Consider the following 15166-nt stretch of genomic DNA (forward strand, 5'->3'; position numbering starts at 1 on the left):
AAAGGCCCCTTTTTTTTAGTCGAAGCGATAGAAATGCCTGATCAGGCGATAGAAAATGCCAATTTTCCTGCCGTGGGCGAGTAGTGAAGGCCGGCGGCACGTATCAAACAGACTCAAGGAGCGAATGATGGCGGCAATTACCGCAAGCATGGTGGCAGAACTGCGCGCGAAGACCGATGCGCCGATGATGGAATGCAAGAAGGCGCTGACGGAAGCCGACGGCGACATGGCGCGCGCGGAAGAGCTGCTGCGCGTGAAGCTCGGCAACAAGGCGAGCAAGGCGGCATCGCGCGTGACGGCTGAAGGCATCGTGACGGCGCATGTCGAAGGCGGCGTGGGCGCGCTCGTCGAGCTGAACTGCGAAACCGACTTCGTCGCGAAGAACGACGATTTCCTGGCCTTCGGCAAGACGATCGCCGAATTGGTCGCGAAGAACAACCCGGCCGATGTGGCTGCGCTGTCGGCGCTGCCGCTGGAAAGCTCGACGGTCGACGCCGTGCGTCTGGCGCTCGTCGGCAAGATCGGTGAGAACCTGTCGATCCGTCGTTTCGTGCGTTTCGAGTCGGCCAACAAGGTCGCGTCGTACCTGCACGGCACGCGTATCGGCGTGCTGGTCGAGTTCACGGGCGCTGACGACCAGGTCGGCAAGGATGTCGCGATGCACGTCGCCGCGATGAAGCCGGTTTCGCTGTCGTCGGACGAAGTGCCGGCCGATCTGATCGCCAAGGAGCGCAGCATCGCCGAGCAGAAGGCCGCCGAGTCGGGCAAGCCGGCCGAGATCGTCGCGAAGATGGTCGACGGCTCGGTCCAGAAGTACCTCAAGGAAGTGTCGCTGCTGAACCAGCCGTTCGTGAAGAACGACAAGCAGACGATCGAACAAATGCTCAAGGCTGGCAACGCGTCGGTGCAGAAGTTCGCGCTGTTCGTGGTCGGCGAGGGCATCGAGAAGCGTCAGGACGACTTCGCAGCCGAAGTGGCGGCGCAAGTCGCGGCGGCCAAGCAGTCCTAAGGCTCGCTTAAGGCGCGTGTGCTGTCATAACGCGGCCGCGCGCCGGCCCGGCATGACCCGCGGCGGAACGTCCCGCCGCCAGCATTCAGCGATCCGGTTCGCACCTGAGCGGGCGCGGTGAAATAGGGGTAAACCCTGATTCACCGCGCCCGCCGCCCGATCCGGCCCGCTTGCAGTAAGCAATGTTTCACCCCTACAGTTCTACGTTGTTGCAACCCTCCTCGGCGCGATCGGAACCTCATATGCCCACAGCCTACAAACGCGTACTCCTCAAACTCTCCGGCGAAGCCCTGATGGGCGACGATGCTTTCGGCATCAATCGCGCAACGATCGAAAGGATGGTGGCGGATGTCGCGGAGGTGGTGCGGATCGGCACGCAACTGGCCGTCGTGATCGGCGGCGGCAACATCTTTCGCGGCGTGGCGGGCGGCGCGGCCGGCATGGACCGCGCAACCGCCGACTACATGGGCATGCTCGCCACGATGATGAACGCCCTCGCGCTGCAGGACGCGATGCGTCACGCGGGCATCGAGGCGCGCGTGCAGTCGGCGCTGCGCATGGACCAGGTGGTGGAGCCGTATATCCGCCCGCGCGCGATCCGTCAGCTGGAAGAAGGCAAGGTCGTGATCTTCGCGGCCGGCACCGGCAACCCGTTCTTCACGACGGACACGGCAGCCGCGCTGCGCGGCTCGGAAATCGGCGCCGAAGTGGTGTTGAAAGCGACGAAGGTCGATGGCGTATACTCCGCCGACCCGAAGAAGGATCCGCACGCGACGCGCTACAGCACGATCAGCTTCGACGAAGCGATCGGCCGCAATCTGCAGGTGATGGACGCCACGGCGTTCGCGCTGTGCCGCGACCAGAAGCTGCCGATCCGCGTGTTCTCGATCACAAAGCCGGGCGCATTGAAGCGCATCGTGCAGGGCGACGACGAAGGGACGCTCGTCCACGTGTAAACTCACGCGATATCAGGCGCCGCGCGGCATGGCAAACGCCGCGCGCGAAAATGCGCCGCTTTTCGCCAGTAAAACCCAGGTTTGGAGGTTCAAATGAGTGTGGCTGACATTAAAAAGGGCGTCGACCAGAAGATGCAGCGGTCGATCGAAGCGTTCAAGGCCGATCTCGCCAAGATTCGCACAGGGCGTGCTCACACGGGCCTGCTCGACCACATCCAGGTCGATTACTACGGCTCGAATGTGCCCATCTCGCAAGTCGCGAACATGACGCTCGTCGATGCGCGCACGATCGGCGTGCAGCCGTGGGAAAAGAAGATGGTCCCGGTGGTCGAGAAGGCGATCCGCGAATCGGATCTCGGTCTGAACCCGGCAACCCAGGGCGACCTCATCCGCGTGCCGATGCCCGCGCTGACCGAAGAGCGTCGCCGCGAACTCACGAAAGTCGTGAAGAGCGAAGGCGAAACCGCGAAGATCGCCGTGCGCAATCTGCGCCGCGACGCGAACGAGCAACTGAAAAAGCTCGTGAAGGACAAGGAGATTTCGGAAGACGATGAGCGCCGCGCAAGCGACGACGTGCAGAAGCTCACCGACAAGTTCGTCACCGAGATCGACAAGCTCGTTCAGACCAAAGAAGCCGAAATCATGACGGTGTGAGGCCGTAGAAACGGTTCTGCCAGCCTCGCGCGCGCATGCTGCGAGGTTGGCTCTCACTCCTTCCGATTCCCAGATTCAGCGGCCATGACCTATACCAGCTCTACCGTTACCGTGCCCGATGTCGCGGCTGTCCCGCGTCACGTCGCGATCATCATGGACGGCAATGGCCGTTGGGCGACCGAGCGGCGCCTGCCGCGCGTCGCCGGTCATACGCGCGGCGTCGACGCGGTTCGCGCAACCGTCGAGAGCTGCGCGCGGCGCGGTGTCGAATTCGTCACGCTGTTCGCGTTCAGCTCCGAAAACTGGCGTCGTCCGACCGACGAAGTGTCCTTCCTGATGCGCCTGTTCGTCACCGCGCTCGAGCGCGAAATCGGCAAGCTGCACGCGAACGGCATCCGCCTGCGCGTCGTCGGCGACATCGCCATGTTCGACGACCGGATCCGCGCGCTCATTCAGCGCGCCGAGACCAAGACGGCCCGCAATACCCGCCTCACGCTCACTATCGCCGCCAACTACGGCGGGCGCTGGGACATCATGCAGGCCACCAAGAAGCTGATCGCGCAATCGCTCGAAACCGGCGTGCCTGCGCGCGTGGACGACGAATCGTTCGCCGAGCATCTCGCGATGGCTTACGCGCCGGAGCCGGATCTCTTCATCCGCACGGGCGGCGAGCAGCGCATCAGCAACTTCCTGCTGTGGCAGCTCGCGTACACCGAGCTTTATTTTACCGATACCTACTGGCCCGACTTCGACGCCGACGCGCTCGATCGCGCGATCGCGTCCTACGGCGACCGTGAGCGCCGCTTCGGGCGCACGAGCGCACAGCTCGCTTCCCAATCGCAGAAGGCCGACACCCTTTCATGCTAAGGACCCGTGTCATCACGGCAATCGTCCTGCTCGCGGTACTCGTGCCGGTCACGCTGTTCGCGCCGGTGGGCGCGTTCGGAGCCCTGATCGGTTTCGTCGTAGTGTTCGCGGCATGGGAATGGGGGCGTCTGCTCAAGCTGAACGGGGCGGGGCCGGTGGCCTACGCGCTGGTCGCGGGCGTCGCGCTGATTTTCAGCGCCTTTCTGGGCGTCGCGCCCAGGCCGCTCTTTCAGATGGCGGCGATTTTCTGGGTCCTCGCGGGTCCTTTTGCACTCATACGAAAGCCTCAACTCGCAAGCGGCGCGTGGCGCGCGTTCCTGCTTTTCGCCGGAATCGTCGTGTTCGTCGCGTGCTGGCACGCGGTCGTCGCGGCCCGCACTGTGGGCGTGGCGTTCGTGCTATCGCTTCTGCTAGTAGTCTGGCTGGCTGACATAGGCGCATACTTCGCCGGAAAAGCGCTCGGCCGCCACAAACTCGCCCCGTCGATCAGCCCGGGCAAGACCTGGGAGGGCGCCCTCGGCGGGTGGCTCGCCGTTGTCATCATCGGCGCGCTCGCCGCGGCCACCGGCTTTTATGCACCCACCGTGTTCACGGCTTTCGTCGAGCATCTCGGCTGGGATCGCTCGTTCGTCGCGCTTTCCGTGCTGGTCGCGTTCAGCGTGGTCGGCGACCTGTTCGAGTCGCTGCTCAAGCGCCAGGCCGGCGTCAAGGATTCGAGCGGGCTCCTGCCGGGTCATGGCGGCGTCCTCGACCGCATCGACGCCTTGTTGCCCGTATTGCCGATCGCAATGCTGATGCTTGGCTAATCGGCTAGAGAAGAATTTATGCAAAAACGTCTCACATTGCTCGGCTCCACGGGCTCGATCGGCGACAGCACGCTCGATGTCGTGGCGCGGCACCCGGACCGTTTCTCGGTGTACGCGCTGAGCGCTCACCGCAACGGCGACAAACTCGTTGCCCAGTGCCTGAAATTCCAGCCCGAAGTGGCGGTCGTCGGCGATGCCGAAACCGCCGTGCGCGTCGCCACGGCGTTGCGTGCTCAGGGCTGCAAGACGGAAGTGACGCACGGACCGGAAGCGCTCGTCGAGGTCGCCCGCGCGGCGGCGTGCGATACAGTCGTCGCGGCGATCGTCGGCGCGGCGGGCCTCGCGCCCACGCTGGCCGCCGCGCGCGCCGGCAAGCGCATCCTGCTCGCGAACAAGGAAGCGCTCGTGATGTCCGGCCAGATCTTCATGGACGCGGTGCGCGACAACGGCGCGATCCTGCTGCCGGTCGACAGCGAACACAACGCCGTGTTCCAGTGCCTGCCGCCTTGCGCGGACAAGGAAGCGAAGCTTCACGGCGGCGTGTCGAAGATCATTCTGACGGCATCCGGCGGGCCGTTCCGCACCCGCGAACCCGCGACGCTCGTGAACGTCACGCCCGAAGAGGCCGTTAAGCATCCGAACTGGGCGATGGGCCGCAAGATCTCCGTCGATTCCGCGACGATGATGAATAAGGGCCTCGAAGTGATCGAGGCGCACTGGCTGTTCGATTTGCCCGGCTCGCGCATCGAAGTGCTGATCCATCCGCAAAGCGTGATCCATTCGATGGTGTCCTACGCCGACGGCTCGGTGCTCGCGCAACTCGGCAATCCCGACATGCGGACGCCGATCGCGCACGCGCTGGCGTATCCTGACCGGGTGGACTCGGGCGTGGCGCCGCTCGATCTCGCGCAGATCGCCTCGCTTACGTTCGAAAAACCCGATTTCGCGCGCTTCCCTTGCCTCGCGCTGGCCATCCAGGCGCTGGAAGCGGGCGGCATCGCGAGCGCCGCGCTGAATGCGGCGAACGAAATCGCCGTGGAAGCGTTCCTCGAGCGCCGCATCGGCTTCATGGCGATCGGCGGCGTGGTGGAGCGCGTGCTGAACACGCTGCCGAACACGAGCGCCGCCACACTGTCCGACGTCCTCGCCGCCGATGCGAACGCACGCCGTCTCGCATCCCGTTTCGTCGCTGAGCTCACCGCGAGCGCGCCGGGCGCCGAACCCATCGCCCATTGAGGCCGTCATGAACTTTCTGACCGAAATCGTCGCCTTCGTCGTTGCGATAGGCGTACTCGTCGTCGTCCACGAATTCGGTCACTACAGCGTCGCGCGACTGTGCGGCGTGAAAGTGCTGCGCTTCTCGGTCGGCTTTGGCAAGCCGCTCGTGCAGTGGGTCAGCAAGAAGACGGGCGTCGAATGGACCATCGCCGCGCTGCCGCTCGGCGGCTACGTGAAGATGCTCGACGAGCGCGAGATCGACCCCGACAGCGGCACGAAGATTCCCGCCGAGGACTTGCCGCGCGCCTTCAACCGGCAGAGCGTGGCCAAACGCATCGCGATCGTCGCGGCGGGGCCCATCGCCAACTTCCTGCTCGCGATCGCACTGTTTTCCGCCGTGTTCGCGGGCGGCGTGACCGAGCCCGCGGCGATCGTCTCGCAGCCCGCGCCGGACACGGCGGCGGCGCACGCGGGCTTCGAAGGCGGCGAGAAGGTTCTTTCGATGCGCGACGCGCAAGGCGGCGAGGCGCATCCGATCCGCTCGTGGTCCGACCTGCGCTGGAAGCTGCTCGATGCGTCGTTCGATCATCGCCGCATCGTGCTGACGGCGAAGACGCACGACGGCACCTTCGATTTCCCGATGAGCGTCGCCGGCATCACCGATGCCGACGCCGATCAGGACTTCATGGACAAGCTCGGCTTCACGCCGGGCGGCGGCACGCTGACGGTCGCGGGCGTGGAAGCGGGCAGCGCCGCGCAGAAGGGCGGCCTGAAGGCCGGCGACACGCTGCGCGCGATCGACGGCCGCAATGTCGACAACGCGACGAGTTTCATCGACTACGTGAAGGCGCACGGCGCGAAGCCCGTGACGCTCGTGATCGAGCGCAACGGCCAGCGGGAATCCGTGCAGATCGTGCCGGACCTGAAGCGCGATGCGTCGACGGGCAAGGATATCGGCCGCATCGGCGCCGCGCTCGCGAATCAGCTGCCGACCGTGGACGTGCGCTATGGTCCGCTCGAAAGCGTGCGCCTCGGCGTGAACCGCACGTGGGACATCAGCGTGTATTCGCTGCGTATGTTCGGGCGGATGATCATCGGCGAGGCGTCGCTCAAGAATCTTTCCGGGCCGGTCACGATTGCCGACTATGCGGGAAAGAGCGCGAGACTCGGCGTAACCGCCTTTATTTCATTTCTTGCGCTCGTCAGCATCAGCCTCGGAGTGTTGAACTTGTTACCGATTCCGGTATTGGACGGTGGGCATCTGTTATATTATTTGGTTGAGGCTGTTACCGGCAAAGCCGTATCCGACCGCTGGCAGCTGGTTCTGCAAAGGGCGGGCCTGGTCTGCATCGTCGCGCTTTCGATGATCGCACTGTTCAATGACCTCGCTCGTCTGATTCGTTTTTGATCCACTTTGACAATTTCTGGCGGCGTCTCTCGAGCGACCGCCGGAACGAATGCAGCTTTAAATACTGGGGAAGCACGTTGTTCAAACCTCATCGCTTTGTTCCTAAGACGGCTGTGGCCGCGGCGCTCGCCGCAACGGGCATGGCGGCGCACGCCACCACGCCGTTCGTCGTGCAGGATATTCGGATCGACGGTCTCCAACGGATCGAACCGGGCTCCGTCTTCGCTTATCTGCCGATCAAGCAAGGCGACACCTTCACCGACGACAAGGCCTCCGAAGCGATTCGCGCGCTCTACGCGACGGGCTTCTTCAACGACGTTCAGATCGCTACCGAAGGCAACGTGGTGATCGTGCAGGTGCAGGAGCGCCCGGCCATCTCGGCCATCGACTTCGCGGGCCTGCACGAGTTCGACAAGGACAATCTCACGAAGGCGCTGCGCTCGGTCGGCCTCTCGCAAGGCCGCTCGTACGACAAGGCGCTGGTCGACAAGGCGGAGCAGGAGCTCAAGCGCCAGTACCTGACGCGCGGCTACTACGCGGCGGAAGTCACCACGACGGTGACGCCGGTGGACCGCAACCGCGTCGCGATCCTGTTCTCGGTGGCCGAAGGCCCGAGCGCGAAGATCCGCCAGATCAATTTCGTCGGCAACAAAGCGGTGAGTTCGGGCACGCTGCTGAGCGAAATGCAGCTCTCCACGCCGAACTGGTTCTCCTGGTACACGAAGAGCGATCTCTACGCGAAGGAAAAGCTGACGGGCGACCTCGAGAACGTGCGCTCGTACTACCTGAACCGCGGCTACCTCGAGTTCAGCATCGATTCCACGCAGGTGTCGATCTCGCCGGACAAGAAGGACATGTATCTGACGATCGCCGTGCATGAAGGCGAGCCGTACAAGATCAGCAGCATCAAGCTGTCGGGCAACCTGCTCGATCGCGAGGCGGAGCTCAACAAGCTCATCAAGATCAAACCGGGCGAGCGCTTCTCGGCCGAGAAGCTGCAGGCGACGACCAAGGCGATCGTCGACAAGCTCGGCGAATACGGCTACGCGTTCGCGCAGGTCAACGCGCAGCCGGCCATCGATCAGGCGGACCACACTGTGGCGCTGACGTTGCAGGTCGATCCGAGCCGCCGCGTGTATGTGCGGCGCGTGAACATCGTCGGCAATACGCGCACGCGCGACGAAGTGGTGCGCCGCGAAATGCGCCAGCTCGAAAGCTCGTGGTTCGATTCGAGCCGCCTCGGGCTGTCGAAGGACCGGATCAACCGTCTGGGCTACTTCACCGACGTCGACGTCACCACGACGCCGGTCGAAGGCACGAACGACCAGGTCGACGTCGACGTGAAGGTTGCCGAAAAGCCGACCGGCGCGATTACGCTGGGCGCGGGCTTCTCGTCGACGGACAAGGTGGTGCTCTCCGCGGGCGTGTCGCAGGACAACGTGTTCGGTTCCGGCACGAGTCTCGCGGTCAACGTGAACACGGCGAAGACGTACCGCACGCTGACGGTGACGCAGGTCGATCCGTACTTCACGATCGACGGCATCAAGCGCATCACCGACGCGTACTACCGCACGTACCAGCCGCTGTACTACTCGACCGATTCGAGCTTCAAGATCATCACGATGGGTGCGGACACCAAGTTCGGCATCCCGTTCTCCGAGCAGGACACGGTGTTCTTCGGCGTCGGCGCCGAGCAGAACACGATGGATCTGGACTCGGCCACGCCGCAGTCCTACCAGAACTACGTGAACGAGTTCGGCCGCGTGGTGAACAACTATCCGCTGACGGTCGGCTGGTCGCGCGACAATCGCGACAGCGCGCTGGTTCCGAGCCGCGGTTATTACGTCCAGTCGAACGCGGAATACGGCACGCCGCTCGGCAACACGACCTACGCGAAGTTCGACGCGCAGTTCCAGTATTACTATTCGTTCGCGCGCGGTTTCGTGCTCGGCTTCAACCTGCAGGGCGGCTACGGCAAGGGCCTGCAAGGCCAGACGTACCCGATCTTCAAGAACTACTACGCGGGTGGTATCGGTTCGGTGCGCGGCTACTCGCCGAGCTCGCTGGGTCCGCGCGACTCGAAGACGAACGATCCGATCGGCGGCTCGCGCATGGCGGTCGGCAATATCGAACTGACGTTCCCGCTGCCGGGCACGGGTTATGACCGCACGCTGCGCGTCTTCACCTTCCTCGATGCCGGTAACGTCTGGGGCGACCCGAACCAGGGCGGCACGAGCTCCGGCGCGAACGGCCTGCGCTACGGCTACGGTGTGGGTCTCGCGTGGATCTCGCCGATCGGCCCGCTCAAGCTGAGCCTGGGCTTCCCGCTGCAGAAGCACGAAGGCGACCAGTATCAGAAGTTCCAGTTCCAGATCGGTACGGCTTTCTAAACGGCATGCCGACGAACGCGAACTTCATTCAATCAGACGTAACGTGAGGAACACTTTGGGAACCGGTAAGCATTCGAAACATATGGCGCTGGCGCTTGCGTTGTCGATGGTTCTCGGCCTGGGCACGGCGATGTCCGCCAGTGCTCAGGAAGCGCGCATCGCTGCGGTCAATTCGGACCGCATCCTGCGCGAATCGGCTGCGGCGAAGGCTGCGCAGTCGAAGCTCGAGCAGGAGTTCTCCAAGCGTGACAAGGCGCTGCAGGACATGGCGCAGCGCCTGAAGTCGATGTCGGACAATATCGACAAGAGCGGCGCCTCGCTGGCGCCGACCGATCGCGCCGCGCGTCAGCGCGACCTCGCGCAGCTCGACGCCGATTTCCAGCGCAAGCAGCGCGAATTCCGCGAAGACCTGAATCAGCGCCGCAACGAGGAACTCGCGGCGGTGCTGGACCGGGCGAACAAGGTGATCAAGCAGATCGCGGAACAGCAGCACTACGACCTGATCGTGCAGGAAGCGGTGTACGTGAGCCCGCGCATCGACATTACGGATCAGGTGCTGAAGGCGCTGGCCGCGAGTTCGGCTGGCACGGGTTCGAGCTCGAACTGACGAGGACTGAGACGAGATGGCATCAGGCATGACGATCACGCTCGACGAGCTGGTGAAGCGCTTCGGTGGCGAGGTGGTCGGCGAGGGCGCGCACGCAGTCGGAAGTCTCGCGCCGCTCGACAAGGCCGGCCCCGGGCAGCTCGCGTTTCTCGCGAATCAGAAGTATCTGCCGCAGGTGGAAACGACGCGCGCCGGCGCGGTATTGATCTCTCCCGCCGATCTCGAGAAGGTGACGAATCGCGCGGGCAGCAACTTCATCGTCACGCCGAATCCTTACGCGTATTTCGCGCGCGTGGCGCAGGCGTTCATCGATCTGGCAACGCCCAAAGCCACGCCGGGCGTGCATCCGAGCGCGACGATCGATCCCGACGCAAAGGTCGCGGCGAGTGCCGTGATCGGCCCTCATGTGACGGTCGAGGCGGGCGCGGTGATCGGCGAGCGCGTGAAGCTGGACGCGGGCGTGGTCATCGGCCGCGGCGTAAAGCTCGGCGACGACGTGCATCTGTATCCCAATGTCACCGTCTATCACGGCTGCAAGCTCGGCGTGCGCGTGATCGTGCACGCGGGCGCGGTGATCGGCGCGGATGGCTTCGGCTTCGCGCCGGATTTCGTCGGCGAAGGCGACGCGCGCACCGGAAGCTGGGTGAAGATTCCGCAGGTCGGCGCAGTCGATATCGCCGCTGACGTCGAAATCGGTGCGAACACGACGATCGATCGCGGCGCGATGGCGGACACCGTCATCGAAGAATGCGTGAAGATCGACAATCTGGTGCAGATCGGCCATAACTGCCGCATCGGCGCGTACACGGTGATCGCCGGTTGCGCGGGCATCGCGGGCAGCACGAGCATCGGCAAGCATTGCATGATCGGCGGCGCGGTGGGCATCGCGGGCCATGTGACGCTCGCGGACTACGTGATCGTGACGGCGCAGTCAGGCGTCTCGAAGTCGCTGCTGAAGCCCGGCATGTACACGAGCGCGTTTCCGGCCGTGCCGCATGGCGACTGGAACAAAAGCGCGGCGATCATGCGCAATCTGGACAAGATGCGCGAGCGCATCAAGGCGCTGGAATCAGCGCTGACGGACGCAGGCAAAGGCGGCGCATAAGCCAGGCGCGTCGGTCAGACGAAGCGCCGAAGCAGAATCAGGCGTGGGCCGGTCGGAACCGCCCAAGAGACAAGCAATCCCGGGCGGGCGTCGCAGACGGCCCGCCATCCAATTTCCGCGCCCGACACGCGCGTGAGCAGAACGACCATGAGCACAGAAAAAATCAATCTCGATATCCACAAGATCCTCACGCTGCTGCCGCATCGCTATCCGATCCTGCTCGTGGATCGCGTGCTCGAACTCGAGCCGCACAAGAGCATCAAAGCGTTGAAGAACGTGACGATCAACGAGCCGTATTTTCAGGGCCACTTCCCGACACGGCCGGTCATGCCGGGCGTGCTGATCCTGGAAGCGCTCGCGCAGACGGCCGCGTTGCTGACCTTCGCGGAAGAGCCGCACGATCCGGGCAATACGCTCTACTACTTCGTCGGCATCGACGGTGCGCGCTTCAAGCGCGTGGTGGAGCCGGGCGATCAGCTGATCCTCAACGTTCACTTCGAGCGGTACATGCGGGGCATCTGGAAGTTCAAGGCGCGCGCCGAAGTCGACGGCGCGACGGCCGCCGAAGCCGAGCTCATGTGTACCGTCAAGACCACGGACGCCTGAGCGCGCATTTGCGTCCGCTCCGCGTCCATCCGCGTTCATCGAAACAAGCAGCACGAACAGCATAGGCGAAAAGCGCATGAGCAAGATTCACCCAACCGCGATCGTCGAGCCGGGCGCTCAGCTCGACGAGTCCGTCGAAATCGGACCGTACGCGATCGTCGGTTCGCACGTCGTGATCGGCGCGGGCACGACTGTCGGCTCGCACAGCGTGATCGAAGGCCACACGACGATCGGCCAGGACAACCGCATCGGCCACTACGCGTCGATCGGCGGCCGTCCGCAGGATATGAAGTACAAGGGCGAGCCGACGCGTCTCGAAATCGGCGACCGCAACACCATCCGCGAATTCACGACGCTGCACACGGGCACGGCGCAGGATCAGGGCCTGACCTCCATCGGCAGCGACTGCTGGATCATGGCGTACGTGCACGTCGGTCATGACTGCCGTCTCGGCGACAACGTCATCATGTCGAGCAACGCGCAACTGGCCGGGCACGTGATCGTCGGCGATCACGCGATCGTCGGCGGGATGTCGGGCGTGCATCAGTTCGTACGCATCGGCGCGCATTCGATGCTGGGCGGCGCCTCGGCGCTCGTGCAGGACGTGCCGCCGTTCGTCATCGCGGCCGGCAACAAGGCGGAGCCGCACGGCATCAATGTCGAAGGTCTGCGCCGCCGCGGCTTCACGCCCGACGCCATTTCGGCGTTGCGCTCGGCGTATCGGATCGTCTACAAGAGCGGGCTTTCGCTCGAAGAAGCGAAAGTGCAACTGAAGGAACTGAGCACGGCAGGCGGCGAGGGCGATGCGCCCGTCAAGGCTTTCTCCGACTTCATCGCGGCGTCGCAGCGCGGCATCATTCGCTAGCCCCGCCGCCTGATGACCCTGATCACCAACCCGCCACGCATCGCGATGGTCGCGGGCGAGCCTTCCGGCGACCTGCTCGCGGCTTCGCTGCTCAAGGGCCTGAGAAATACGCTGCCGGAAGGCACGCGCTATAGCGGCATCGGCGGCCCGCGCATGAAAGCTGAAGGCTTCGAAGCGCACTGGCCGATGGACAAGCTGACCGTGCGCGGCTATGTCGAAGCGCTGAAGCATATCCCCGAGATTCTCGGCATCCGCAACGAGATCAAGCGGCAGTTGCTTGCCGAGCCGCCGTCGGTGTTCATCGGCGTGGACGCGCCCGATTTCAATTTCGGCCTCGAGCAGCCGCTGCGCGAAGCGGGCATTCCGACCGTGCATTTCGTGTGTCCGTCGATCTGGGCCTGGCGCGGCGGACGCATCAAGAAGATCGTGAAAGCGGTCGATCACATGCTGTGCGTGTTTCCGTTCGAGATCGCGCTGATGGAGAAGTCGGGCGTGGCGGCGAGTTACGTCGGGCATCCGCTCGCCGACGAAATCCCGCTCGAACCCGACGTCATGGGCGCGCGCCGCGAACTCGGTATCGCGGAAGGCGGACCGGTGATCGCCGTGCTGCCGGGCAGCCGCCGCTCGGAAATTTCGCTGATCGGCCCGACCTTCTTCGACGCGATGGAGCTGATGCAGCTTCGCGAGCCCGGCGTTCGCTTCCTGATGCCTGCGGCAAACCCGGCATTGCGCGAACTGTTGCAGCCGCTCGTGGACGCGCATCCGCAGCTGTCGCTCACGATTACCGACGGCCGCGCGCAGACCGCGATGACCGCCGCCGACGCGATTCTCGTGAAAAGCGGCACGGTGACACTCGAAGCCGCGCTGCTCAAGAAGCCGATGGTCATCTCGTACAAGGTGCCTTGGCTGACGGGACAGATCATGAAGCGGCAGGGTTATCTGCCGTATGTCGGCTTGCCGAACATTCTGGCGGGCCGTTTCGTCGTGCCGGAAATCCTTCAGCACTTCGCGACGCCCGAAGCGCTCGCCGACGCAACGCTGAAACAGTTGAACGACGAAGCCAACCGCCGTACCCTGACGGAAATCTTCACCGACATGCACATCGCGTTGCGCCAGAACACGTCGCACAAGGCGGCGGAGGCGGTCGCGCGGGTGCTCGACACGCGGAGGCCGCGATAATGGCGGCAAGACGATCGGCTCAGGCGGGACTCGATTTCAGCTCGCCGTTCGACATCATTTGCGGCGTGGATGAGGCCGGGCGCGGTCCGCTGGCCGGTCCGGTCGTCGCCGCGGCCGTGATCTTCGATCCCGACAGGCCGCGCATCAACGGCCTCGACGATTCGAAGGCGCTGAGCGCGAAGAGGCGGGAAGAGCTCTACGAGAAGATCGTCGATCGTGCGCTCGCGTATTGCGTCGCGTCGGCGAGCGTCGAGGAAATCGACACCATCAACATCCTGCACGCGTCCATGCTCGCGATGAAGCGCGCGGTGGAAGGGCTTTCGGTTGCGCCGACGCTCGTCAAGGTCGATGGCAACCGCTGTCCGGTGCTGTCGATCCGCGCGGAAGCCATCATCGGCGGCGACGCGCTCGTCAAACAGATTTCGGCGGCGTCGATACTCGCGAAAGTCACGCGCGATCGCATGCTGGTCGAGCTTCACGAAACGTTTCCGGTGTACGGCTTCGACGCGCATTCCGGCTACGGCACGCCGCAGCATCTGAAGGCGCTGCGCGAGCATGGGCCGTGCGAGCATCATCGGCGTTCGTTCGCGCCGGTGCGCGAGGCGCACATGCTGTTCGGCTCGGTGTTGCCCGAGATCGCGCCTGAAGTGCTTCAGGCCGCTTCGACATTCGCGGACGACCCGGACGCGCGCGCTTTCTAAAGCGGCACTCAATTCAACGTGAAATCCATCACTTCGCGGGACAACCCGCTCTACAAGCGCATCAAGGCGCTTGCCGGCTCGACCGCGCAGCAGCGCCGCAGCGGCCACGCGCTGCTCGAAGGCCTGCATCTCGCGTCCGCTTATCTCGACGCGGCCGGACAGCCCGAGACGTGCGTTGTGACCGAGGGCGCGCTGATACATGCAGAAGCGCGCGATATCGTCGCGCGTATCGAGGAAAGACGCGTTGTGGTGTTGCCCGATGCGCTCTTCGGACAGCTTTCGAGCGTCGTGCACGGCGTGGGAATGTTGCTGCTCGTCGAAAAGCTCGATGCGGAGCTGCCCGCGCGCATTGCCGAAACCTGCGTGATTCTCGACGGCGTTCAAGACGCGGGCAATGTCGGCTCGATCCTGCGCAGTGCGGCAGCGGCGGGCATCACGCGTGTGTTCTGCGCGCCGGGCACGGCGTACGCGTGGTCATCGAAAGTGCTGCGCTCGGGCATGGGCGCGCACTTCCTGCTGGATATTTTCGAAGACGTGGACTGCGCGGATCTGATCGCGCGGCTGGATGCGCCCGTGACGATCACCGATTCGCACGGCGCGGTCGCGCTCTACGATTGCAATCTGTCGGGCGCGCTTGCGTGGGTGTTCGGCAACGAAGGCGCGGGCGTGTCGCAGATCTGGCGCGATGCCGTGACGCATCGCGTGACCATTCCGCAGCCGGGCGGGATGGAGTCGCTGAACGTGGCGGCCGCGGCGGCGATCTGTCTTTTCGAGCAGTGCCGCCAGCAGCGCTGA

15 protein-coding genes are annotated in these 15166 nt (G+C 64.3%); all 15 read left to right on the top strand.

Translation table 11 applies throughout. The annotated features are described in order from the left end of the window. The first annotated feature begins 127 nt into the window (after positions 1-127). The 15 genes from tsf (at position 128) to BTHE68_RS05460 (ending at position 15166) form a co-directional block, all read left to right on the top strand. On the top strand, positions 128-1009 hold the full coding sequence (gene tsf, locus BTHE68_RS05390; RefSeq protein ID WP_062258048.1) for a translation elongation factor Ts: 882 nt from the start codon (positions 128-130) through the stop codon (positions 1007-1009). Positions 1010-1251: 242 nt separating this feature from the next. Continuing rightward, positions 1252-1965, top strand: coding sequence for a UMP kinase (pyrH, locus tag BTHE68_RS05395; protein ID WP_061175656.1), 714 nt, complete (start codon positions 1252-1254; stop codon positions 1963-1965). A gap of 93 nt (positions 1966-2058) precedes the next feature. Next, a complete protein-coding gene (gene frr, locus BTHE68_RS05400; protein WP_162065462.1) occupies positions 2059-2619 on the top strand; it encodes a ribosome recycling factor in 561 nt (186 codons plus the stop codon). Positions 2620-2703: 84 nt separating this feature from the next. Next, positions 2704-3486 carry a polyprenyl diphosphate synthase gene (gene uppS, locus BTHE68_RS05405; RefSeq protein WP_061175654.1) on the top strand — a complete coding sequence of 261 codons (783 nt, stop codon included), beginning with the start codon at positions 2704-2706 and terminating at the stop codon, positions 3484-3486. After that, positions 3480-4292 (top strand): phosphatidate cytidylyltransferase, encoded by an 813-nt coding sequence (locus BTHE68_RS05410; RefSeq protein WP_162065463.1) that lies wholly within the window; start codon positions 3480-3482, stop codon positions 4290-4292. The genes uppS and BTHE68_RS05410 overlap by 7 nt, the downstream gene beginning before the upstream one ends. A gap of 18 nt (positions 4293-4310) precedes the next feature. Beyond that, the gene (locus BTHE68_RS05415) at positions 4311-5528 is read left to right on the top strand and encodes a 1-deoxy-D-xylulose-5-phosphate reductoisomerase (RefSeq protein ID WP_162065464.1); all 1218 of its coding nucleotides are present in this window, start codon (positions 4311-4313) and stop codon (positions 5526-5528) included. 7 nt (positions 5529-5535) lie between these two features. Then, positions 5536-6918: an RIP metalloprotease RseP gene (gene rseP / locus BTHE68_RS05420; RefSeq protein WP_162065465.1), complete on the top strand. Its 1383-nt coding sequence runs from the start codon at positions 5536-5538 to the stop codon at positions 6916-6918. Between the two features lie 77 nt (positions 6919-6995). Beyond that, entirely contained in the window at positions 6996-9308 is a 2313-nt protein-coding gene (gene bamA, locus BTHE68_RS05425) for an outer membrane protein assembly factor BamA (protein WP_162065466.1), read from the top strand. Positions 9309-9390: 82 nt separating this feature from the next. Next, positions 9391-9915, top strand: coding sequence for an OmpH/Skp family outer membrane protein (locus BTHE68_RS05430; RefSeq protein ID WP_162065467.1), 525 nt, complete (start codon positions 9391-9393; stop codon positions 9913-9915). Between the two features lie 16 nt (positions 9916-9931). Continuing rightward, positions 9932-11020, top strand: coding sequence for a UDP-3-O-(3-hydroxymyristoyl)glucosamine N-acyltransferase (lpxD, locus tag BTHE68_RS05435; RefSeq protein WP_502710571.1), 1089 nt, complete (start codon positions 9932-9934; stop codon positions 11018-11020). Between the two features lie 147 nt (positions 11021-11167). Continuing rightward, positions 11168-11626, top strand: a complete 459-nt coding sequence (fabZ, locus tag BTHE68_RS05440) for a 3-hydroxyacyl-ACP dehydratase FabZ (protein ID WP_061175647.1) — start codon at positions 11168-11170, stop codon at positions 11624-11626. A 76-nt stretch (positions 11627-11702) separates the two neighbouring features. Further along, positions 11703-12491, top strand: a complete 789-nt coding sequence (gene lpxA / locus BTHE68_RS05445; protein ID WP_162065468.1) for an acyl-ACP--UDP-N-acetylglucosamine O-acyltransferase — start codon at positions 11703-11705, stop codon at positions 12489-12491. A 12-nt stretch (positions 12492-12503) separates the two neighbouring features. Beyond that, a complete protein-coding gene (lpxB, locus tag BTHE68_RS05450) occupies positions 12504-13670 on the top strand; it encodes a lipid-A-disaccharide synthase (RefSeq protein ID WP_162065469.1) in 1167 nt (388 codons plus the stop codon). After that, a complete protein-coding gene (rnhB, locus tag BTHE68_RS05455; protein WP_162065470.1) occupies positions 13670-14371 on the top strand; it encodes a ribonuclease HII in 702 nt (233 codons plus the stop codon). Before lpxB ends, rnhB begins: the two co-directional genes overlap by 1 nt. Positions 14372-14389: 18 nt before the next feature. Continuing rightward, positions 14390-15166 carry a TrmH family RNA methyltransferase gene (locus BTHE68_RS05460; RefSeq protein WP_162065471.1) on the top strand — a complete coding sequence of 259 codons (777 nt, stop codon included), beginning with the start codon at positions 14390-14392 and terminating at the stop codon, positions 15164-15166.

This window comes from Burkholderia sp. THE68 (assembly GCF_009938265.1).
Lineage (GTDB): Bacteria > Pseudomonadota > Gammaproteobacteria > Burkholderiales > Burkholderiaceae > Caballeronia.